General features: G+C 35.3%; 26 protein-coding genes. 13 read left to right on the top strand and 13 right to left on the bottom strand.

What is annotated here, in order from left to right:
• Positions 1-119 precede the first annotated feature (119 nt).
• Entirely contained in the window at positions 120-413 is a 294-nt protein-coding gene (locus ISU00_RS11220) for a YtxH domain-containing protein (RefSeq protein ID WP_228850751.1), read from the top strand.
• Between the two features lie 130 nt (positions 414-543).
• Complete coding sequence (locus tag ISU00_RS11215; protein ID WP_228850750.1) at positions 544-690, top strand: hypothetical protein; 147 nt, start codon at positions 544-546, stop codon at positions 688-690.
• 18 nt (positions 691-708) lie between these two features.
• Here the strand turns inward: ISU00_RS11215 and ISU00_RS11210 are convergent, their stop codons facing one another.
• Positions 709-1377 (bottom strand): uracil-DNA glycosylase family protein, encoded by a 669-nt coding sequence (locus ISU00_RS11210; protein WP_228850749.1) that lies wholly within the window; start codon positions 1375-1377, stop codon positions 709-711.
• 72 nt (positions 1378-1449) lie between these two features.
• On the opposite strand from ISU00_RS11210, the gene ISU00_RS11205 reads away from it, so the two are divergent.
• Positions 1450-1578 (top strand): 30S ribosomal protein THX, encoded by a 129-nt coding sequence (locus ISU00_RS11205; protein ID WP_228850748.1) that lies wholly within the window; start codon positions 1450-1452, stop codon positions 1576-1578.
• Positions 1579-1580: 2 nt separating this feature from the next.
• On the opposite strand, the gene yaaA is transcribed toward ISU00_RS11205, so the two are convergent.
• The 4 genes from yaaA to ISU00_RS11185 form a co-directional block, all read right to left on the bottom strand.
• Entirely contained in the window at positions 1581-2339 is a 759-nt protein-coding gene (gene yaaA, locus ISU00_RS11200) for a peroxide stress protein YaaA (RefSeq protein WP_228850747.1), read from the bottom strand.
• A 4-nt stretch (positions 2340-2343) separates the two neighbouring features.
• The gene (locus tag ISU00_RS11195; protein ID WP_228850746.1) at positions 2344-2997 is read right to left on the bottom strand and encodes a VOC family protein; all 654 of its coding nucleotides are present in this window, start codon (positions 2995-2997) and stop codon (positions 2344-2346) included.
• A gap of 78 nt (positions 2998-3075) precedes the next feature.
• Positions 3076-4113 carry an RluA family pseudouridine synthase gene (locus tag ISU00_RS11190; RefSeq protein WP_228850745.1) on the bottom strand — a complete coding sequence of 346 codons (1038 nt, stop codon included), beginning with the start codon at positions 4111-4113 and terminating at the stop codon, positions 3076-3078.
• Positions 4114-4115: 2 nt separating this feature from the next.
• On the bottom strand, positions 4116-4673 hold the full coding sequence (locus ISU00_RS11185) for a PASTA domain-containing protein (RefSeq protein ID WP_228850744.1): 558 nt from the start codon (positions 4671-4673) through the stop codon (positions 4116-4118).
• Positions 4674-4809: 136 nt separating this feature from the next.
• On the opposite strand from ISU00_RS11185, the gene ISU00_RS11180 reads away from it, so the two are divergent.
• Together ISU00_RS11180 and coaD are read left to right on the top strand one after the other, a co-directional pair.
• Positions 4810-5817: a D-alanine--D-alanine ligase gene (locus ISU00_RS11180; RefSeq protein WP_228850743.1), complete on the top strand. Its 1008-nt coding sequence runs from the start codon at positions 4810-4812 to the stop codon at positions 5815-5817.
• Positions 5818-5842: 25 nt separating this feature from the next.
• Positions 5843-6298 carry a pantetheine-phosphate adenylyltransferase gene (gene coaD, locus ISU00_RS11175; RefSeq protein WP_228850742.1) on the top strand — a complete coding sequence of 152 codons (456 nt, stop codon included), beginning with the start codon at positions 5843-5845 and terminating at the stop codon, positions 6296-6298.
• A gap of 253 nt (positions 6299-6551) precedes the next feature.
• Here coaD and ISU00_RS11170 read toward each other — a convergent pair whose 3' ends face one another.
• Both ISU00_RS11170 and alaS read right to left on the bottom strand, forming a co-directional pair.
• Entirely contained in the window at positions 6552-7511 is a 960-nt protein-coding gene (locus ISU00_RS11170; RefSeq protein WP_228850741.1) for a GSCFA domain-containing protein, read from the bottom strand.
• Positions 7512-7513: 2 nt separating this feature from the next.
• Positions 7514-10129 (bottom strand): alanine--tRNA ligase, encoded by a 2616-nt coding sequence (alaS, locus tag ISU00_RS11165; protein WP_228850740.1) that lies wholly within the window; start codon positions 10127-10129, stop codon positions 7514-7516.
• A 193-nt stretch (positions 10130-10322) separates the two neighbouring features.
• On the opposite strand from alaS, the gene ISU00_RS11160 reads away from it, so the two are divergent.
• Genes ISU00_RS11160 through ISU00_RS11140 form a run of 5 tightly spaced genes read left to right on the top strand, consistent with a single transcriptional unit; the run spans position 10323 to position 13501 of the window.
• Entirely contained in the window at positions 10323-11294 is a 972-nt protein-coding gene (locus ISU00_RS11160) for a M23 family metallopeptidase (protein ID WP_228850739.1), read from the top strand.
• Positions 11295-11297: 3 nt separating this feature from the next.
• Entirely contained in the window at positions 11298-11627 is a 330-nt protein-coding gene (locus ISU00_RS11155; protein WP_228850738.1) for a MerR family transcriptional regulator, read from the top strand.
• A 10-nt stretch (positions 11628-11637) separates the two neighbouring features.
• Entirely contained in the window at positions 11638-12240 is a 603-nt protein-coding gene (locus ISU00_RS11150; protein ID WP_228850737.1) for a LemA family protein, read from the top strand.
• A 12-nt stretch (positions 12241-12252) separates the two neighbouring features.
• Complete coding sequence (locus tag ISU00_RS11145) at positions 12253-12699, top strand: TPM domain-containing protein (RefSeq protein ID WP_228850736.1); 447 nt, start codon at positions 12253-12255, stop codon at positions 12697-12699.
• Positions 12683-13501: a TPM domain-containing protein gene (locus ISU00_RS11140; protein WP_394368516.1), complete on the top strand. Its 819-nt coding sequence runs from the start codon at positions 12683-12685 to the stop codon at positions 13499-13501. The genes ISU00_RS11145 and ISU00_RS11140 overlap by 17 nt, the downstream gene beginning before the upstream one ends.
• A gap of 4 nt (positions 13502-13505) precedes the next feature.
• Here ISU00_RS11140 and ISU00_RS11135 read toward each other — a convergent pair whose 3' ends face one another.
• The 4 genes from ISU00_RS11135 to der all read right to left on the bottom strand — a co-directional run bounded on the left by ISU00_RS11135 (position 13506) and on the right by der (position 18455).
• Positions 13506-16280 carry an outer membrane beta-barrel protein gene (locus ISU00_RS11135; RefSeq protein WP_228850735.1) on the bottom strand — a complete coding sequence of 925 codons (2775 nt, stop codon included), beginning with the start codon at positions 16278-16280 and terminating at the stop codon, positions 13506-13508.
• 99 nt (positions 16281-16379) lie between these two features.
• Positions 16380-16580: a helix-turn-helix transcriptional regulator gene (locus tag ISU00_RS11130; RefSeq protein ID WP_228850734.1), complete on the bottom strand. Its 201-nt coding sequence runs from the start codon at positions 16578-16580 to the stop codon at positions 16380-16382.
• On the bottom strand, positions 16570-16953 hold the full coding sequence (locus ISU00_RS11125; RefSeq protein ID WP_228850733.1) for a hypothetical protein: 384 nt from the start codon (positions 16951-16953) through the stop codon (positions 16570-16572). The genes ISU00_RS11130 and ISU00_RS11125 overlap by 11 nt, the downstream gene beginning before the upstream one ends.
• A 200-nt stretch (positions 16954-17153) precedes the next feature.
• Positions 17154-18455 (bottom strand): ribosome biogenesis GTPase Der, encoded by a 1302-nt coding sequence (der, locus tag ISU00_RS11120; RefSeq protein ID WP_228850732.1) that lies wholly within the window; start codon positions 18453-18455, stop codon positions 17154-17156.
• 75 nt (positions 18456-18530) lie between these two features.
• On the opposite strand from der, the gene ISU00_RS11115 reads away from it, so the two are divergent.
• Positions 18531-19055 (top strand): GTP-binding protein, encoded by a 525-nt coding sequence (locus tag ISU00_RS11115; RefSeq protein WP_228850731.1) that lies wholly within the window; start codon positions 18531-18533, stop codon positions 19053-19055.
• A gap of 13 nt (positions 19056-19068) precedes the next feature.
• Positions 19069-19800, top strand: coding sequence for an SIMPL domain-containing protein (locus ISU00_RS11110; RefSeq protein ID WP_228850730.1), 732 nt, complete (start codon positions 19069-19071; stop codon positions 19798-19800).
• An 87-nt stretch (positions 19801-19887) separates the two neighbouring features.
• Here the strand turns inward: ISU00_RS11110 and era are convergent, their stop codons facing one another.
• The gene (gene era, locus ISU00_RS11105) at positions 19888-20775 is read right to left on the bottom strand and encodes a GTPase Era (RefSeq protein WP_228850729.1); all 888 of its coding nucleotides are present in this window, start codon (positions 20773-20775) and stop codon (positions 19888-19890) included.
• 33 nt (positions 20776-20808) lie between these two features.
• Positions 20809-21702 carry a YihY/virulence factor BrkB family protein gene (locus tag ISU00_RS11100; protein ID WP_228850728.1) on the bottom strand — a complete coding sequence of 298 codons (894 nt, stop codon included), beginning with the start codon at positions 21700-21702 and terminating at the stop codon, positions 20809-20811.
• 128 nt (positions 21703-21830) lie between these two features.
• On the opposite strand from ISU00_RS11100, the gene ISU00_RS11095 reads away from it, so the two are divergent.
• Positions 21831-22463 carry a Crp/Fnr family transcriptional regulator gene (locus ISU00_RS11095; protein WP_228850727.1) on the top strand — a complete coding sequence of 211 codons (633 nt, stop codon included), beginning with the start codon at positions 21831-21833 and terminating at the stop codon, positions 22461-22463.
• Positions 22464-22493: the final 30 nt, after the last annotated feature.

Raw genomic sequence — 22493 nt, 5'->3', positions numbered from 1 at the left:
AATCAGAAAAATCATGCTAAAGTTTTCATAATGAATAATCTAAAAGTCCTTAATATTTCGTATCTTATATAAGCCCCTAGAATGGGAGAAAATAACGATATAATCAAAAATATTACATTATGAAAACTGTAAAAAATATTGGATTACTAGCTGGTTTAGTAGCAGCTGGTGCCGCCGTGGGAGCCGCTGTAGGTTTATTATTTGCACCTGATAACGGAAAGAACACAAGAAAGAAAATAGCTGATGGAACCAAAGATTTAGCTGATGACTTTAAGCATTCCATGAATGATTTTAAACATTCAGTCGAAGACGGTTACAAAAGTTTTTCTAGAAAGACCAAAAATGCTTTACACAAAACAGAAAAAGAAACTGAAGCATTCGCAGATAGTATAAATAACCATACTACTGTTTAAGTATTTTCAAATAAAAATATTAAATCCCGGTTTTACCGGGATTTTTGCATTTAAAGACTAAATTTTAAGATAGTTTTAGTGAAATACCCTTTTTATTTGTGTATTATAACTATTACAAAATCAAATAGTTATGACAATTACAAAAACAGATAAAAAAAAATTTAAACGCACAAAGGAACAAGAGACGCCATTGAATCCTAAAGTTAAAAAACCAAACAAGAACAAAGATTTAGGATTTGGTAAAACAAACATTAAAGAAACCCAAGAGAAACATTAATATAAGCTTTCTCATAAATTATAAAAATTCCATGTATTGCATCACTCGAAAATCGAAGGTGTTGAATGCAGGGTTTTTAGATTTTAATTGACGGTATAATGGTAAACTACCTATTGCTCTATTTGCAGAACCCGAGGCTGAAATAAGAGATACCGTTTTAATATTTCTTAAATCACCCATTTCATCCTCAAGGGAGAATTGATGAATGCGTGGAATCTCATCACTCACTAGAGTTAATGATTTGCCGTAGTCTTTTAAATGTCTCCTAAAATGATATTCCGGTCCATTTTTACTGTTTCCGCCCGTAAATAGCAAGGTATGTATATTAGGATAGGACTTAAGATATCCTATAACATCCCGCAGAACTATATCTTCCATACCCAAATCTGAAGCATCGATTTTTGCTCTATTGGCACTTTCAACTATATCACAAATTCCAATTTTATGGTCCCATAAATATTTCTGACGTTCCCTAACTGCCTCTTTACTATTATCATATCGAAATCCGATATCATGGATAGCGTCAATATACAGCCAAAGACTATTATAGTAACTTCCATAACAAAAGTCCACATCCCGCTCTAAAAGTTCGCCAGTGGAGAATCTTGGAGGAGGTAATGTACCTACGATCAATTTCTCAGTAGTAGAATGAATAAAAGGTGGATATGGATGATGGTGATGAAACAATAGCTAACTGACTTGAGATTAAAAATTCAATTTTGTAATTTTAAGAAAATTGAAAGAACGAAATCAATAGACATGGGAAAAGGAGACAAAAAAACAAGACGCGGAAAAATTGCCATAGGTTCTTATGGTGTTCGACGTAAAAAAAATATCAAGAAAAGACCTACAACCAAAGAAAAAATAAGCGTTAATAAAAAGGGATAGTTTTATCTAACAAACACTAATTCATTGTCTTTAGACATAGATTCGTTGTAGCTATAATTATCTACATTAAAACCCTTTAACCCTTCCAAATCCTCGATATTGTTATCAACAATATATCGAGCCATTGCTCCCCTGGCTAATTTTGAAAAAATTGCAATTGTTTTATAAGTATCCCCTTTAAGCTCCTGGAATTTAATATTTACCAACTGCCCCTTTAGTTTCTTGGCATCCACAGCCTTAAAATATTCATTGCTAGCCAAGTTAACGAAGAGTTCATCTTTTTCCAATTCCTTATTCAAGGCATTGGTAACTTTGGATTTCCAAAACTCATATAAATTTTTCTTGCCCCCTACTCTTAAGTCTGTGCCCATTTCCAATCTATACGGCTGAATTAAATCAAATGGTTTTAGAACTCCGTACAAACCTGATAGGATTCTAACCTTATTCTGCATGGAGCCATATTTCTCAGAATCCAAAGTATACGCATCAAACCCGCGATAAACGTCTCCATTAAACGCATAAATGGCTTGTCTCGCATTTTTCAAAGTAAAGGGTAACTCCCATTTTTGGTTTCGCTCGTAATTTAAGCCACTTAAATCTTTGGAAATGTCCATAAGCTTTCCAAGGCTCCTTATTGACTTTTTCTTCAATACTGAATTGATACGTTTCGCCTCCTTTAAAAATTGGGCTTCAGAACTGAAATCTGTGGGTAATTTAGTCTCGTAATCTAAACTTTTTGCGGGTGAAAGTACTAGTTTCATTATGTTAATTCAATACAATTTTTCCGTTTATATAATCAAAATGGTAATCGCCATTAAACTTAAAATCAGCGATTTCAACCTTTTCCCCGGTAGGGAACCAATCTTTTTTATTCTTATCTACCAATATAAATAATCCCTCATCATTACCTGCGGCACAGAAACGATCAAAATTTCCGGAGAAAATCGGCAATGTGGTTTGGCCATTTAATAGTTGGAAATTGGATTCAATATCAGTAGTTGCGATTGCAATTTCACTTAAACCCTTAATATCGTCAGCACCGAAAATACCATCCCAGGAATAATCCAATCGTTTTCTTCCTATCAATTCAACAATATTGCCATCAGCATCCTTAAAATACAATGCTAGGGCCTTCCAATCTAGGAATTCGATAGTTTCTTTGCCTTCAAATGTAAGAAGATTTACTCCTTTAGACACTAACCATTCTTTAGCCTTTTGTATAGATGGATAAGGAATATTGAATGCAAAATGAGCAGGACGACAGGTAGTGGATTTTTCAAACCACAACTGGCTTTCACCAATCTGAAAACCGATATTATTAGAGGTCTCTACAATACAACTAAAACCAAATACATCCTTGTATAGCTCCAATTGATTGGATAAGTTAGTGGAAAACAAAGTCAGTTTATCGATTTTCATATAATGCAAAATTAAGGACTAAACAATGTTTAACCCAAAACTTGAGAAAGTAAAACACAATACCTAGATAGTTGAAATTTATAGATCTTGGTGCTTAGCGTAATGTCGCCATTTTTCTATACAAGCTTGCATATCCTCAGGAATTTCCGAATCAAATTTCATAAATTCACCATTACTAGGATGATAGAAACCGAGGGTCTTTGCATGTAAGGCTTGCCTTGGTAGTATTTTGAAACAATTTTCAACGAATTGTTTGTATTTTGTAAATGTTGTACCCTTTAAAACCTGGTCTCCACCATAGCGATCATCATTAAATAAGGTATGGCCAATGTATTTCATATGCACCCTAATTTGATGCGTACGACCTGTTTCAAGCTTGCAACTAATCAAAGTAACATATCCAAAACGTTCTAACACTTTGTAGTGGGTAACCGCTGGCTTACCTTTATCAATATCATCCCCTTCAAAAACCGTATTCTGAAGTCTATTTTTCGGATGCCGACCAATATGACCTTCAATGGTTCCTTCATCCTCTTCTACATTCCCCCAGACTAATGCCACATATTCCCGTTCGCTCACCTTATCAAAGAATTGCTTTGAAAGGTTTGTCATTGACTCCTCCGTTTTTGCAATTACCAATAAACCGCTAGTATCCTTATCTATTCTATGCACTAGCCCGGGGCGGTTACTGGAGTTATTCGGTAAGTTTTCAAAATGATATACCAAAGCATTTATAAGTGTTCCTGAGTAATTTCCATGTCCCGGATGTACCACCATACCTGCAGGCTTATTAACCACCAATACTTGTTCATCCTCAAAAACAATATCTAATGGTATATTTTCAGGTGTAAGAAGATATTCGTAAGGTGGATGCTCGAACATCACTCTTATTTTGTCATAAGGTTTTACCTTATAATTTTGCTTTACCTGAACATCATTGACATAAATATTGCCATTTTTAGCGGCATTTTGAATTTTGTTACGAGTGGCATTCTCTACAAAATTCATTAAATATTTATCGATACGTAAGGGTTGCTGCCCTTTCTCAGCAATAAACGCATAATGTTCGTAGAGTTCGTCGTCGGAATCGTCTGGTAAAGGAAATTGCTCAGACATAATTAATCAGATCGGTTTCCATTACCTAAAACCAAATCTATTTTAGAGGTAAGCGGTAAAAAGTCACCACTTGATAAATCTTGTCCGTCATGTTTCATACCAAGTACTACATCCTTACCGATATCGTCCACATAAGTTATTTTACCAACTTCAAAGCCAACGGCTTCAAGAGTTGGCTTGGCCTGTCTAAAAGTACGTTTCACTATATCTGGCACTGCCACTTTTCGATAACCTGAAGGATTAAGAATAAGATAAATTTTTCGATTTTCCTTGACCTTTGCGCCTGGCAACGGATACTGTTCAATTACAGCAAACTTTGGGTAATTTGGATTAAAGTTTGCCGAATCCTGGATCTCCATTGCCAAATCCTGGTCTTTCAATTCCATATTGGCCATTTTTAATGATTTTCCCGTCAAATCTGGCACTTCCACAAATTCTCCATGGTTGGTTGTATTTTTCAACCATTGCAGTATTAAAAATGAAATTACGATTACGGCTACAGCAGCCAAGGCTATCTGTTTTAGGAATGTCTTACTAGTTAAAAACTTTATCAAACTCATTAATTGATCTCTGACGGTGGACAAATATATAAAAACCCAAAGTTTTTAGATTTGACCAATTAGTGATATTTTAGCTTAACTCTGAAATTACAATCATATTGTTCAAAAAAAATAAAGAGTTTAAAACGCCAGGTTTATGATTGAACAAAACCCCATCAAGAAGAACATTGCCATAATTATGGGTGGATTCACTAGTGAATATGAAATTTCACTGAAAAGTGGACAAGTGGTTTACGATACTTTAAGTAAAGACAAATACAATTTATACCGGGTTCATATCTTTAAAGATCGTTGGGTATATGTAGATGACAAAGGTTTAGAATATAAAATTGACAAAAACAATTTTTCTATAGACGTTGATGGTGAGGAAGTTTTTTTTGATTGTGTTTTCAACGCCATTCATGGTACCCCTGGAGAAGATGGATATATACAAGGATATTTAGAACTGTTAGAAATTCCACATACAAGTTGCCCCATGTACCAGGCTGCATTAACCTACAACAAGCGTGATTGCCTGAGTGTATTGAAAAAATATGGTATTAAAACAGCCAAGTCTTATTACGTTAATAAGGGTGACCAATTAGATTATGACAAAATTGTTGGTGCAGTTGGTCTACCGTGCTTTGTAAAAGCTAATCGTGCCGGAAGTAGTTTTGGTGTAAGTAAAGTCCATAAATTAGAAGAAATGGACAAAGCTTTTGAGTTTGCCTTTAAAGAGGACGACCAAGTTATTGTGGAGTCCTTTCTTGATGGTATTGAAGTTTCTGTAGGTGTAATTACTTATAAGGGTAATATAACGGTTTTACCAGTAACAGAAATTGTAACCAATAATGATTTTTTCGATTACAACGCCAAATACAATGGTGAATCCCAAGAAATTACACCTGCAACAATTACGGATGAAATGTCTAAGACCGTTCAAGATTTGGCAAAAAAGGTATATGAGGTTTTAGAGCTTAAAGGGTTTAGTAGAAGTGAATATATTTTTAGTGACGGAGAACCTCATCTCCTAGAAATTAATTCAGTACCAGGGTTAACTACCGCTAGTATTCTTCCTAAACAAGCAGAATGCGCAGGCATTAGTCTGGAGGATTTGTTTGAAAATGCCATAAATGAAGCCTTAAAAACGAAGAAAGAAGCTTAATTTTAGTCTTTAAAGTGAATAATGTATGAAACGTGCCCTTTTTCCTGGATCCTTTGACCCTATAACCCTTGGGCATCAGGATATAATTCTTAGAGGCATTAAATTGTTTGATGAGATTGTTGTGGCTGTAGGGATTAATGCTGAAAAGAAGTATATGTTTTCTCTTGAGGAACGTATTGAATTTATTAAAAAATCCTTTGAAGACGAACCAAAAGTGAAAGTGGTTTCTTATGAAGGCCTAACTGTAGATTTTTGTAAGAAAGTTGGAGCACAATTTATCTTAAGAGGATTGCGTAATCCCGCTGATTTTGAATTTGAAAAAGCAATTGCCCATACAAATCGTAAGCTATCTGAAATTGAAACAGTTTTTCTACTTACTTCATCAAGAACCTCCTACATCAGTTCTTCCATAGTTCGCGATGTTATCAGAAACAAGGGCAATTACTCAGTCTTGGTACCAGACAGTGTAAAAATGCATTAGATTTAAAATAAAAAAGCATCAATAAATCCGTTTACACAGCTTAATTGACGCTTTCTTTAAAAAATTGATTAATAGCATAATAAATATAAACCATAATCGTTTTTTTGTGGGATTTTTTCGACAAGAAGCAATTTAAAAAGATAAACCGTAGAATAAAAAGTATAAGCTTACAAATCAATTAATTATTGTATATACAACTGTCTAAACCGCTAGTAGAAAGACTTTCAATTGATTCTTAGAAATTAAATTTAAACTAAAAATTGTCTGTTTCCAGGTTTGGGATAAATTGCTTTAAAGACTCTATATCTATTTCTAGTTTTTTTAAAAATTCTTTGTGTGATTCAGTGTCAGGATTAAATGGAATGTGCCTTTTTCTCTTTCTTATTGAATCAACCTTCTTCATAAGATTGACCACATCTTTCGCTATCAATGTGTTTGAAAATTTTTCCCAAACATAGTCAATTGCTATAGAATTAGGATGTAACATATCTTCAGCATAAAATCGATAATCCCTCAAATCATCCATCAAAATTTCATAGCTCGGGAAATAATACCAGTGAGATAATTGTTCAGTAAATTCATATGAAGCTACTAGTAATTGAGATTTTGAAATATTATTTTCCACAAAACCATCCTTTAAATGTCTTACCGGAGATATTGTATAAATAATAATCGCTTCATTATTTATAGCCCTAATTAAATCATTGATTTTGGAAAGTGAATCTTGTATTTCATCCTTACTCAACAATCTTTTTAGGAACTTATCCTGTGGAACTTTATGACAATTAGCAACTGTAACAGAATTATCTTTGAGCTCATACACCCAAGCCGTACCTAATGTTAAAACTAAATGAGTGCATGACTTTATAAAATTATGTGCTATAGTTAAAGTAGAATTTGCTTTATTAAGAAATTCTTCTCTTGTAATAGCATTCATTCGAGAATGCAATTCATAGCTTTGCCATTGATCATTGAAAAAAAAACAATCCTCTTCTTTGAATAGCTCACTGTTTACAATACGGTCGAGGAGTCTGCAAATGGAATTTGGATTGAAAATAACCCCGAATGGATTAGTTAAATTTTGAAACTGAAAATAATCGAGTTTGTCACCTAGGTTCTCAGCAAAACAAGAACCAATTCCAAATAATTTAGAATTGTAATTAAGTTTAGAATCACCTTTTTCAGAGATTGATATGCGTGTCCTAAAATCCAATTTTAATTAATGTAATTTCTAACCGCTTCAAGTGCTTGCGCAATACCTTCAACATTCTTTCCTCCTGCAGTTGCAAAAAATGGCTGTCCACCACCACCTCCTTGTATGTATTTACCAAGCTCGCGAACAATTGTTCCTGCATTTAATTTTTTATCAGCTACGACTTCTTTTGAAATATAACAAGTTAACATCGCCTTACCATTATTTTCACTCCCTAACAAAATGAATAAATTATCCAATTCATTTCCTAGCTCGTAACAAACATCCTTCACGCCTTGAGGATCTAAATCAACATTTTCTGCCAAAAAGTTTATCCCATTTAGCTGTTCAATTTTCGATTTTAATTCTCCCTTAATGTCACCTGCCATTGCCTTTTTAAGCTGTTCTATTTCCTTTTGTAGGGAATTATTCACCTCTTGCAAATCTTGGAATGCCTTAATAGGTGATTTTTGGTTACCGATCAACTGTTTTACTTGTTCAAGTATTTTTTCTTGCTCCTTGAAATAGTCTTTAACTGCCTCTCCCGTTATAGCCTCTATCCTTCTAACTCCAGCAGCCACAGCACTTTCAGACAAAATTTTAAAATACCAAATATCAGAGGTGTTTTTGACATGGGTACCTCCACAAAGTTCAATGGAGTCACCAAAGCGAATGGTGCGGACCTTATCGCCATACTTTTCACCAAATAAGGCCATAGCTCCTTCCTCAATTGCTTTTTGCATTGGAATATTCCGTTGTTCCACCAAAGGGAAATGACTTTTTATGGCTTTATTGACAAAATCCTCCACTGCTTGCAATTCCTCCTGTGATACTTTGGAAAAATGAGAGAAATCGAATCGTAATTGTTTAGAATGGACAGAGCTACCCTTTTGCTCTACATGTGTCCCTAGAATTTCCCTCAATGCTTGGTGTAGCAAATGCGTAGCACTATGATTACACTCAGTTGAAAATCGTTGTTGGTTCTCAACAACTGCGATATGAAGTTCTTCTAAATGATTTGGTAGATTTTTTGAGAAATGTATGACTACATTATTCTCCTTTTTGGTGTCCAAAATATAAACGACATCACCATGAATATCTTCTAAATATCCTTTATCACCGACTTGTCCGCCACCTTCCGGATAAAAGGGTGTTTTATTAAATACCAATTGGTATAAAACTCCATCTTTCTTGGACTCGACTTTTCTATACCGTAAAATCTTCACATCAGCAGTAAGCTGATCGTAGCCAACAAATCCCTCTTCCTTTTGGGAAGAAACTTCAATCCAGTCGCCAGTTTTAGATTCACCTGCAGCACGGGATCTGTCTTTTTGTTCCTTCATAGCTTTTTCAAACCCTTGATGGTCATATTCCAGTCCATTCTCACGCAATATCAATGCGGTTAAATCTGCTGGAAATCCAAAAGTGTCATAAAGTTCAAATACTTTAGTGCCGGATAAACTTTTTCCGGAATTTTCAGCCATGACTTTGTTCAACATACTTAATCCTTGCTCCAAAGTTCTCAAAAAAGCATGTTCTTCTTCACGGATAACATTTTCAATAAGATGTTGCTGCTCTTTTAATTCTGGAAAAGCATCACCCATATTAGCAGAGAGCACGTTTACCAATTTGAACATGAATGGATCTTCTTGTTTCAAAAAAGTAAACCCATAGCGAATTGCTCTTCTTAAAATTCGTCGTATTACGTAACCCGCACCAGTATTGGAAGGTAATTGTCCATCAGCAATAGCAAAAGCCACCGTGCGTATATGGTCACAAACCACTCGCATTGCGATATCTGATTTCTCATCGGATCCATATTTTATGTTAGTGTGATCTTCTAACCACTCAATAAGTGGAGTAAAAACATCCGTATCGTAGTTAGAAGTCTTTTGCTGCAATACCATGCATAACCGTTCGAAACCCATACCAGTATCGATATGCTTTTCTGGCAAAGGTTCCAAACTTCCATTTGCCTTACGGTTATACTGCATAAAAACAAGATTCCATATTTCAACAACTTGAGGGTGGTCTTTATTAACCAACTCGCTTCCCGAAACTTGTTGTCTATCGGATAAAGGTCGAATATCTACGTGAATTTCACTACATGGTCCACAAGGTCCCTGATCACCCATCTCCCAGAAATTATCTTTTTTATTTCCTTTTAAAATGCGGTCGGGAGAAACAAATTCAGACCAAAAGGCATATGCCTCTTCATCCATAGGCAATTTGTCCTCATCATCAGAACCTTCAAAAACGGTCACATAAAGTTGATCTTTTGAAATTTTGAAAACTTCAGTTAAAAGCTCCCAGGCCCATTCAATCGCTTCTTTTTTAAAATAATCACCAAAACTCCAATTACCCATCATTTCAAAAAAAGTATGGTGATAGGTATCGTAGCCAACTTCTTCCAAATCGTTATGCTTACCCGATACACGCAAACATTTTTGGGTATCTGCTATTCTAACTGCAGGAGGTTTCCCATTGCCAAGAAAATATTCCTTAAAAGGAGCCATACCAGAATTGATAAACATTAAGGTAGGATCATCCTTCACCACCATGGGAGACGAAGGGACGATTTTATGTTCTTTATTCTTGAAAAAATCTAAAAATGTCTCTCTAATTTCCTTCGATTTCATAATTCTATTTTGGGATACTTTCCGGCAATTAAAATTCAAATTCTGTGCAAATATATTGTTAAAAAGGGGCATAGACCTATCTGTGAATAAACTTTTGTCGTTACTTTCACGAATTCTTAAGTGAAAATATTTTTTTAGCTTTGTTTGCTTGTGGACTTCCCTTTAATATTGAAGTCCAAATCCACTGAACTAAATGAGTAAGGTTAAATATTATTACGACCCAGACACCCTGTCTTATAGGAAAATTGAGCGAAAAAAAAGGACCACTTTTAAATACGCTACGGTTTTCTTATTGGCTTCTGCCCTATTTGGTTTTTTATTCGTTTTTATAGCTGGACAATTCGTTGAATCCCCAAAGGAAAAAGCAATGAAGCGCGAATTGCAGAACATGCAATTGCAATATAACCTGCTAAATAAGCGGGTTGAAGATGCCTTCGGTGCTCTTGAAAATGTTGAGGAAAGGGATAACACAATTTACCGACTTTATTTTGAGGCAAATCCAATTCCATTAGAGCAACGTCGTGCTGGTTTTGGAGGTGTTAATCGATATAAGGATTATGAGGGGTTCGATAATTCTGAAATGATAATTGAAACCCACAAGAGATTAGATCAATTACAAAAAGCCATTGTGGTTCAATCTCGTTCTTTGGACGAAATAGCAAAACTGGCAAAGGATAAAGAAAAATTTCTTGCAAGCATCCCAGCAATTCAACCAGTAAACAATGAAGACCTAACTCGTATGGCTTCAGGTTACGGTTATCGCACCGATCCATTTACAAAAGTTAGAAAGTTTCATTGGGGAATGGATTTTACCTCTCCAAGAGGAACCCCTGTTTATGCTACAGGAGATGGCATTGTAACTAGGGCTGATAATAAATCTACTGGATATGGCAATCATATACGCATTGACCATGGTTATGGATATGTATCTCTATATGCTCATCTTTATAAATACAACGTAAGAGCAAACCAGAAAGTTAAGCGTGGAGATTTAATCGGCTTTGTTGGTAGTACTGGTCGCTCAGAAGCACCACATCTTCATTATGAGATATTTAAGGACGATGATCGCATTAATCCAATAAACTTCTATTACGGCAACCTTTCTGCAGAAGAATTTAGTAAATTGCTAGAGAAAGCCTCACTAGAAAATCAATCTCTAGATTAAATTATGTTTATTGAACTTCCAGAAAAGCGTTATTACAGTATTGGTGAAGTCGCTAAAGCCTTTGATGTAAATACCTCATTAATACGTTTTTGGGAAAAGGAATTTGATATTTTGAAGCCCAAGAAAAATGCTAAGGGTAATAGAAAATTCACTCCAGAGGATATTAAAAACCTTAAATTCATTTACCATCTAGTTAAAGAGAGAGGGTTCACTTTAGATGGCGCTAAAACTCATTTAAAAGAGGACCGCAAAAAGGCCTTATCCAATTATGAAATTATTAGTAAATTAGAATCTATCAAGTCACAACTTATTAAAATCAAAAACCAACTTTAAACTTAATCTTATGAAAAAATGGCTTATCCCAGTAATAATACTGGCTGTTTTTGCATTCATTATTTATCAATGGGCAGTGGGTTTCAACAACACCGCAGTGCAACTTAATGAAAATGTCAGTGAAGCTTGGGGAAATGTTCAAACGGCCTACCAAAGGAGGAATGACCTTATCGGCAACCTAGTCAAGACCGTTCAAGGAGCTGCGGATTTTGAACGCAATACCTTGAAGGATGTAATCGATGCACGAGCTAGAGCAACCCAAACTACTATAAATCCAGAAAACATTACACCAGAACAACTACAGGCATTTAATGAAGCCCAAGGCCAATTAAGTGGTGCTCTTTCTAGGCTTTTGGTAACCGTGGAGCGATATCCTGATTTAAAAGCTAATCAAAACTTCCTGAAATTACAAGATGAATTAACAAGTACGGAAAACACCATCCAAACCGCCAGGGTTCGTTATAATGAGGCAATAAAACCTTACAACAACCATGTAAAGACCTTTCCGAATTCAATATTGGCAGGAATTCTGAATTTTGAAGGAAAGCCATATTTCGACGCTGAGGCAGGAGCTGAAAAGCCTGTTGAAGTTGACTTCGATTTCGATTCTTAAACCTCATTACCCATGTCCGATATTGAAGATTTTCTAAGTAAATCTCAGGAAGAGGAAATTATTGAAGCCATACGAGTAGCGGAATTAGATACATCAGGCGAAATTAGGGTGCATATAGAACGCACCTCTCCTATTGATTCTTTTGATCGTGCGATGGAGATATTCCATTTTCTAAAGATGGATAATACAAAAGAGGATAATGCTGTGCTAATATATGTGGCGGTAGACGATAGAAACTTTGTAATCTATGGTGATAAGGGAATAAACAATAAAGTTGAAACTAATTTTTGGGACAGTACACGGGATGCTATGCTCAAACATTTCAAAAAAGGGAATTTTAAGGATGGTTTAATAGCTGGAATAAGTATGGCTGGCAAACAATTAAAAAAACATTTTCCTTATCGCGAGGATGATACCAATGAATTAAGCAACGAAATAACCTTTGGAAGTGATCTTTAAAAAACACTTTTCCTCTGTTTTATTGATATGGCTGGCATTTACAACTACTTGTTTAGCCCAATTTGATATTCCGCCTAAACCCAAAGAACAGACTAGCGTTTATGATTACATAAATTTGCTTTCTGGTTTTGAAAAATCTTCGTTAGAACAAAAACTTATAAAATATTCAGATACTACCTCCACCCAAATTGTGGTGGCAATTATCAGTACTACAAAGGGTGAAAACATAGGCCTGTTAGCACCAAAATGGGGACATGAATGGGGTGTTGGCCAGGCAAAAGAAGATAACGGAGTATTTATACTTTTAGCTAAAGATGATCGCAAAATTTGGATTGCTCCGGGCTATGGGGTTGAGCCTAGGTTAACCGCTGGGATAAATGGCGAAATCATAAGGAACATCATTATTCCAGAATTTAGGTTAGGAAACTTCTACGCAGGATTGGATAAGGGTGCAGATGCAATTTTTGAGGTTCTAAATGGGGAATTTCAAGGCACTCGACCAATAGAAGGTGAAGAATTTCCATTTGGCTTCATTTTTTTCCTCATCATATTCTTTATCATTTTTATTATAGCTATTTCCAAGAAACGAGGAGGAGGACGTGGCAATAATCGAGGAAATAGATCTACCGGGATGGATATCCTCGAAGCCATTATCTTAAGCAATATGGGCCGTGGAAATTATAGAGGCGGAGGCCGAATCGGTGGTGGAGGCTTCGGCGGTGGCAGTTTTGGAGGCGGAGGTTTTGGTGGAGGCTTCGGTGGTGGAGGCTTTAGCGGTGGCGGAGCCGGTGGTAGTTGGTAGACCCTTAAAAAACGAAGAATCGACTTCTTCCTACTTCACCTTTTTTACCTAATGTATTGAACTTCCAACTGAAACTTAGCATAAAATAGCGTCTTAAGACTGTACTTTCCTCATCCTGTATAAAGTTTTCTGAAGAGGTTCTTCTGGCATTATTATTTTGGTTCAATAAATCATAGACTTTTAAGGATAAGGTTGCCCTATCATTGTGGAAATTATAATCTAATGTAGAATTCCAACTCCAATAACTCTTTTGAAAGTCTCCTGAAATGTTAGGATTATAGTTAAAACTAATGTCATTGCGCCACTCAAAACCTTTGGGTATATAACTCTCAGTACGAATGCCTAAAGTGTGCCTTGTGAAGTTCCTATCTTCAAAATCTGAAATATCAAAAGAAGTATTGGTAAAACTAATTGAGTAATTAGGTTCAAATTCCATTACATCCTTCCAATTGAATGCCAAGCGAACATTGGGAGTAATTGTTTTGCTCACCGAAGCATATTGAATGTCGTTATTATAGTTGATGTTTTTATTTAAATTTGCAAAAGCACTTACCCTTACCCTTAGAGTCCTTAGGGTATCCAAATTAATGGTTTTACTACCTGAGATATTTCCCCCAACATTGTAATTTCCAGAAACATTTTCATAGGTTGTTGTTCGGGCCAAAGTTTCGGAATCAACAACTGTTTTAGAAATTACCCGATTATCATAATAGTTTCCAAACAAATGAGCAAAAATTCCTGTTCTTTTTTGAAAATCGAAATTGTTGAAACCTAAATAGAACCTGTGATTATTTTCGGGTTTTAAGTTTGGATTACCTATAATCACATTCAAAGGATCAGAAATGTCTTGAAAAGCCTGCAGTTGTCTTAATTGTGGGGGATTATTGCTTAGTTGATAGGTAGTGTAAATTGATGCTTTTGAACTGAATCTATAACTGACATTCGCTTCTAATTCAACGGCATCAAAGTTCCTACTTAAATTAGTTTGAGGTCTTAATATATCTTCAGATTCTAGTTTTCTCATTGCCCAACCGACATTTCCACGAATAGACAGTTTCTCACCACTATATTCTAATCCAATTTCCGGTTTACTCTTATAATCCCTGTAAGTAAAATTAGTACTCAACAGAGTGTTGAAATCTGAATATTCTTGTGTAGTTTCATTGAAATCGTACGTGCTACGTATATTCTCCGTGATTTCATTTCGCTGGCCGAATTTGATATTGGCAAACAACTTTTTGGCTATTAACGGAACACGAAATGTTAGTTGACCATCAAAAAATTGATTATTGCGAAGTTCATCACTGTATTGATCCCTAATGATATCCTCTTGGCCACTTTCAAATAGTGTTTCAGAATAAAGAAAATCATCAATCTCAGTATTGCCTAAACGCGTATTGATATTACCTTTTATAAATCCACCTTTGTTTCCAAATTTTTTAGTTGCACTTAACCGTGTCTGAAAGTCTTTCCCGGAATTTTCCACCTTGGAATCTCTAGTGGAACTATTAACCCTATCTAAATTTTCATCCAATGTTTCTTCACTGCTGTTGAAAAATGTATCATTTCTAGAAAACTGAAACGAAGGAGCTATATTTACAAGAAAGGTAGAATCTATTTCAATATCAAACCCCATATTAACCTTATGGTTCTCTGAATCCGCAATTGAGCTAGAATTAAAGTTTGAAAAATACCTTCTATCTGGCAGGATGTTTTCTCGGCTTCTACGCGTTTCATTTTCACTATCGCTAGAAGACAAAAAATAGTCGCCTTGCAAATCAATATCTTTTGCCAAAACATCGGCGTAATTAACTCCAGCATTTTGTGAAGTGGTAATCCCTGCCCCACCACCAAAAGACCGGCCATCCATAACAAAGTTACCATTGCTATTTATTGACACACTACTAGGATTTCCGAACATTTTTTCAATTTCACCAAAACTAAACCCTGGAGAATTGATATTGTTACCTCCATAAAGTGCAGAAATTCTACGGTCGTTATTAAAATAATTCACAATACCTGCAAATTCATACCTATCATCTGTACCTGCACCAGCGGCCACCCGGCCGAATATTCCTTTATTATTTTCTTTTTTTATGGTTAGGTTAATAGTCTGGTTTTCGCTATCTCCTTTTTCTCCAGTAAATGCCTCAGATTTTGTTTTAGTATCAGTAATTTGAACCTTTTCAATAATTTCCTTCGTTAAATTACGTGTCGTAATCGTTGGATCGTCACCAAAAAATGGCTTTCCATTAACCAAAATTTTATTCACAGGCTTTCCATTAACAGTAATAGCTCCTGTATCATCTACTTCAACGCCTGGCAACTGCTTTAAGAGGTCTTCCACCGTGGCATCCTTCTTAGTCTTAAATGATTTAACATTAAATTCCAAAGTATCCTTTTTTATGGTGATTGGCGGAGTAGATGTTATGGTTACCACATCTAATTGGTTAGCAACTGGCAAATAAATTTTCGGAAAATTGATCACTCCATCGGTAACCTTAACTTTTTTAGAATAAGGCTGAAATCCAATTGATGATATTCTTAAAAGCAAATGGTCATCGTAAGTGTTACCTAACAATTCAAACCTTCCCTTATTATCAGAAATGGTATAAGTTACCAAAGTCGTATCCTTCTCCCTTTCCAAATAGATTGTGGCCGCCTCCAACGGAATTGAGTCGGTTTCTGCAAAGACACTTCCCTTGATCGAGAAATTTTTGGATTGTGAATATGATAAAAAGGAAAAAAAGATAAGGATCAACAGAAAATGTTGTCTCATTGGGGCTGAAGTTAGATGATTGATGAATAGCTTTAAACGAATATAAAACCTTGAATTTCTAAAACATCTAAAATTATCTTAAAACAATTGAAAATCAGATTAATCTAACTTTTCCAATTGAAAAATAGATTCCACTTCCGTATTAAAAACCTGTGCAAATTTCAAGGCCAAAACAGTAGATGGAATATATTTTCCTTTCTCAATTGCATTAATAGATTGTCGACTCACACCCACCCTGTCTGCCAGTTCTGCCTGCGTTAAGTTAAATTTGGCTCGTTGGACCTTTAGATTATTCTTCATTGGTGAGATATTTTCTATATAAGAAATGAAATCGTAAAATATAAAAGACAATTGTAGTAAACATATTGAATATAAGAACATCAAAAAAGGCCATATCAAACACAAAAATAATTGCCAAGATAAGGATAGCGTAATTGATAAGAATTGCCCATAATAAGGAATCCATTCGGAGTTTGTTTATAAATTCATCCTCAACCTTTTGTCTACTGAAAGCAATTATCAATCCCCCAATAATTACCAAAAGACATAGAATCTCATCTATAGGGTCATTTTCTACCCACTTGAAAAATTCTCTTTTAGAAAACATATCGTCTGAACCTACGATGGCAAAGAATTTAAATTCTTTGAAATCCATGGAATAATCTGAAATCATAAAAAATAATCCAGTTAAAAAACCCGCGAGAAACATGATCCATCCCAGTATCTTCCACTTTGGGGCTAAAAAATATTTTGTGACCATACAATATAAATTTAGATTTCAAATGTAAAACAAATTTTCCATAATGTAAAATAAACTTTACTTTTTGGAAAATAAAATTTACATATAACTGAATACTGGTTATTTAGGTGTTATTATTTTTTTCTCATGTAAATGGTAATAGGAACTCCTGTAAAATCGAATTCCTCCCGAAGTTTATTTTCTAGATATCGTTTATACGGTTCCTTAACATATTGAGGTAAATTACAGAAGAAGGCAAATTGCGGATAAGATGTTGGCAATTGCATTATATACTTAATTTTAACGTATTTACCCTTGTATGCAGGTGGTGGGTAATTTTGAATTACAGGAAGTAAAATTTCATTAAGCTTACTAGTTTTAATTCGTTTGGTTCTATTTTTATAAACCTCGACCGCTGTTTCAATTGCTTTGTAAATACGTTGCTTATTTAAAACAGAAATAAATATAATAGGTACATCTGTAAAAGGTTCTATTTCCTTTTTTATGGCCTTTTCAAAATTCTTAACCGATTGGTTATCCTTTTCAACCAAATCCCATTTATTAACAAGAATAACTATGCCTTTATGGTTTCTCTGTGCTAACCAAAAAATATTCTGAACCTGACCGTCAAAACCTCTGGTGGCATCAACTAAAAGTATGCAAACATCACAATGTTCTATAGCCCTTATGCTCCGCATAACGGAATAAAACTCGAGATCTTCCTTAACCTTTGATTTTTTCCGAATACCAGCGGTATCAACCAAATTAAATTCAAAACCGAAGCGATTATAGGTGGTATCTATTGAATCTCTTGTGGTTCCGGCTATATCGGTAACTATGTATCTATCCTCGCCTAATAATGCATTTATGAAGGAAGATTTTCCAGCATTTGGTCGGCCTACTACTGCAAATCTTGGCAATTCACGCTCCTCCTGCTCTTCTCCATCTGGAAGGGCCTCAACTACAGCATCTAATAAATCGCCGGTTCCACTACCATTAGTACTGGCAATGGTAAAATATTCACCCAATCCCAAGCCATAAAATTCGACCGCATCCTCAGCTCTCTTATTATTGTCAACCTTATTGACAACTAAAAATACTGGCTTTTCTATTTTCCGTAATAGATTTGCGACTTCTTCATCCATACCTGTGATACCCGACTCTACATCAACCATAAAAAGGATTACATCCGCCTCATCTATAGCTAATTCTACTTGCTTATCTATTTCTTCCTCAAAAACATCATCACTTCCCCGAACATATCCACCAGTATCGATTAGTGTAAACTCGCGACCATTCCAATCCGTTTTTCCATAATGGCGATCTCTAGTAACACCACTAACTGCATCTACGATTGCTTCACGTCTTTGTATAAGGCGATTAAAAAGAGTGGACTTACCTACATTAGGTCGACCAACAATTGCAACTATTCCCATGGTTAAAAAATTGCCACAAAGGTACTGCTAAGAATTCGAACTAAAAACTGTATTTTCACCTAAGAATTTAAGGGAATGGATATTAGCCACGAAATTGCCCTAAGGCCAAGATTTGTAATGGATCTTTATGCCGAACCTAAAGCTATTCTTAATGCCTTTGAACTAGCTAAAACCAATCAATCGGACCTTATAGTTACCCGATTGGATGACCATGTGTTTATTAAATTCATTAGGGTTAAACGGGAAATGTTTACTCCCCAACTTCAATTGGAATTAATCTCACAAGATGAACAACCGCATCAAATCCATGCGCTTATGGGTCCTAGCCCCGGGCTATGGACGCTCTTCATGTTTTTACATTTCGTTATTGCTATATTATTCATGACCTTCGGAATTTGGTTATACTCTAATATCCGTACTCATGAGCCAATTGCTATTCCTATTTTTTTTATGCTGTTAATGGTATTCTTATGGTTTGGGCTTTATTTTCTCGGAAGGTTTGGCCGTCGCTCTAGCAGCAAGGAATCCCATGCCTTAATAAACTTCCTCGAGAACATATTAAAATCTCACAACATTCGTTATAACATTAAACAAAATTAATTTTCCCAATTCCATGAAACGCGCACTAACTGCAATCATTTTTGCTTTTGCAATCATTATTGCTGCCTATCTTTTAGGGCATGCCATAATTAACAGAAACAAGGCAGATGGCACTATTACCGTAACCGGTTTAGGCAAAGCCGATTTTACTTCAGATCTTATTGTTTGGGACGGGTCTTTCAGTAAGGAGAGTGTGGACCTGCAACAGGCCTATTCAGATTTAGAGAGAGACAAAGAAATAATAACCGCCTACTTAAATTCTAAAGGCATTAACGATAAAGAATTAGTTTTTAATGCCATTAACAGTAATAAAAATACTCGATCTAAATATTCTGAGGACGGAAGATTTATCGGTGAAGAATTTCTTGGGTATGTCCTGAGCCAATCGATTACGATTGAGTCTAATGATGTAGAAAAGGTTGAAACAGTTTCTAGGGAAATAACAGAACTTTTGAACCAAGGGGTTCAATTATATTCAAGCCCTCCAAGATATTATTATACAAAACTAGCCGATTTAAAAATTGAAATGATATCAAAGGCTACGGAGGATGCCCGAATTCGGGCCGAAAAGATCGCCGAAAATTCTGGCAGCAGACTTGGTGACCTGTTAAATGCAAACATGGGTGTATTTCAAATTACAGGTCAAAACTCTAATGAGGAATATTCTTGGGGCGGCACATATAACACCTCATCTAAAGAAAAGACTGCATCTATAACTATGAAACTGACCTACGATATAAAATAAAAATTGGAAAAAAATCATCTTTAACACCCGATTTCTAGGTAGATTCAGAATTAAATAAAACAATACAATTGGGAATTGGATTGAATGTTAAGAATTATTATAACCGAAGCGCCTTAATTGTTTGGAATCGCTTCGCCAATCCTTATTAACTTTAACCACAAGTTCTAGGTGTATTTGTTTCCCGAAAAAAATTTCTAAATCCTTTCGGGCCTCAACGCCTACCCTTTTAATGGCAGAACCCTTATGGCCAATAATAATTCCCTTTTGGGTTTCGCGTTCTACCATTATAATGGATCGAATTCTAATGATAGATTCCTCCTCAAAAAACTCTTCAGTAATTACCTCAACAGAATATGGAATTTCCTTTTTGTAATGGAGCAATATTTTCTCACGTATTGTTTCATTTACAAAAAATCGCTCTGGTTTATCTGTAAGTTGGTCCTTTGGATAAAAAGGAGGTGATGTAGGAAGCAATTCCAGAATTCGTTCGAATAGATTTTGAACATTAAATTTCTCTAAAGCTGAAATCGGAATAATTTCCGCTCTAGGTATCTGTTCGTGCCAATAGTCTATTTGGGATTCCAAGGTTTCTTGATCCGATTTATCAATTTTATTCAAAACCAATAAAACAGGGATATTGGCATTTTGAATTTTTTTGAACATACTTTCATCCTTCAAGGATTTCTCGCCTATCTCAACCATATAAAGTATCACATCAGCATCTTCCATAGCAGACTTTACAAAGTCCATCATGGATTCTTGTAACTGATAGGCGGGTTTAATTATACCAGGAGTATCTGAAAAAATAATCTGAAAATCGTCACCATTGACAATTCCCAAAATCCTATGTCGAGTAGTTTGCGCTTTTGAAGTAATTATGGACAAGCGCTCCCCGACCAAAGCATTCATAAGAGTTGATTTGCCCACATTTGGGTTGCCAATAATATTAACGAAACCTGCTTTATGTTCTCCCATATGCCAAAGCTACCTTAAAAATTTGGTTATCTATTAATGCTCATTGAATTCTTCTTCACCTATCATTCCATATTTCAAAGCATAAACCCTAGTAAATTCAGCCCCAAAAAAGAAAATTAAACAAGAATACGATACCCATAATAAAATTAGAACAACACTTCCCGCTGCCCCATAAGTCGATCCCGGATTTGCCTTTCCGAAATAAATACCCAATAAATGCTCACCCAAGGCGAATAGCAAAGCGGTTAAAATTGCCCCAATCCAAACTGTCCTCCAACTTATTTGAATGTCTGGCATATATTTAAAAATCAAGGCAAACAAGGTTGAAACTACTGTAATTGAGATTAAAAAATCTAATGCGTTAGCCAAATACACTACCATATCTGGCAACATTCTATTTAAATAATCACTTAAAACCGATAAGGCCGCGGTAACAACAAAACTAATTAACAGCAAAAAGCCGATTACCAAAATGAACACCAAACTCTTGGCCCGCTTTTTTAGAATTAACCAAAAATAATTATCCATCTCAACTTCCACCTTCCAAATTTTATTCAATGATATCTGCAATTGATAGAACACCCCTGTTGCCCCAAAAATGATTGAAAAAATTCCAATGATGGTCGAAATAATATTTTTTTCAGAATCAAGGGTCTCACTCACCATTCCTTCTACAAGTTGTGCGGTATCATCTCCTAAAATACTGGTAATTTCATTGGTTAACTGGCCCCGAACAATTTCCTCCCCCCAAAAACCTCCAACCAAATTAACGAGGATAATGAGCAATCCAGGTAAGGACAAAACAGCATAATAAGCCACCACAGCACTCAATCTCCATGGGCCATCCTTATTCCAATTAATATATGTTTGTTTTAATAAATCGGGAAAATCCTTTAAACGCAATTTCAATTTCTTTGAGGCTTTCATAAATAGTTTTGGCAAATTGTAATGGAAAATTAAATCTACGACTTCTATAACATTACGAATTACAATTAGCAATAGATATAATTAACAATTTAGTATTTTTAAACACATTTACGCCTTAAACATTCACTATGGTTGAAATGCTAAAAACTAATTACGGACATCTCTTTGAGAATGAACTTATTGAAGAGATTGCACGTGTAGGAACATTGAGGTCCGTGCCAGAGGGCACAGTTTTAATAAGTATCGGACAGTACGTTAAATCGATGCCTCTCTTGCTAAATGGGGCAATAAAAATTATGCGCAATGATAATGATGGTGATGAATTGCTCCTGTATTTTTTAGAAAGAGGAGATACCTGCGCTATGACGTTGACCTGTTGCCTTGGGCATAAAAAAAGTGAAATTAAAGCTGTTGCAGAGGTAGATACCGAGCTCATCATGATTCCAATAGAAAAAATGGAACTTTGGACTGCCAAATATAAATCATGGAGACAGTTTGTATTTGAAAGTTACCATACAAGGTTGATGGAAATGTTAGAAACCATTGACAATATTGCGTTTCTTAAAATGGATGAACGCCTGCTGAAATATTTAAAAGACAAGGCTATAGTTAATAGAAGTACCACAATAAAAAATACTCACCAAGAAATTGCTTTTGAGCTACACACATCAAGAGTTGTAATTAGTCGATTGCTCAAGAAGCTCGAGAATCAAAAGAAGATCCAATTGAACCGAAACCATATAGAATTATTGGATTTCTAAATTTTTTGTAACATAAGTTACTTACTCATT

It is taken from the genome of Aegicerativicinus sediminis (genome assembly GCF_015476115.1).
GTDB classification, from domain to species: Bacteria; Bacteroidota; Bacteroidia; order Flavobacteriales; family Flavobacteriaceae; genus Aegicerativicinus; species Aegicerativicinus sediminis.
This window is presented reverse-complemented; position numbering and strand designations above follow the sequence as displayed.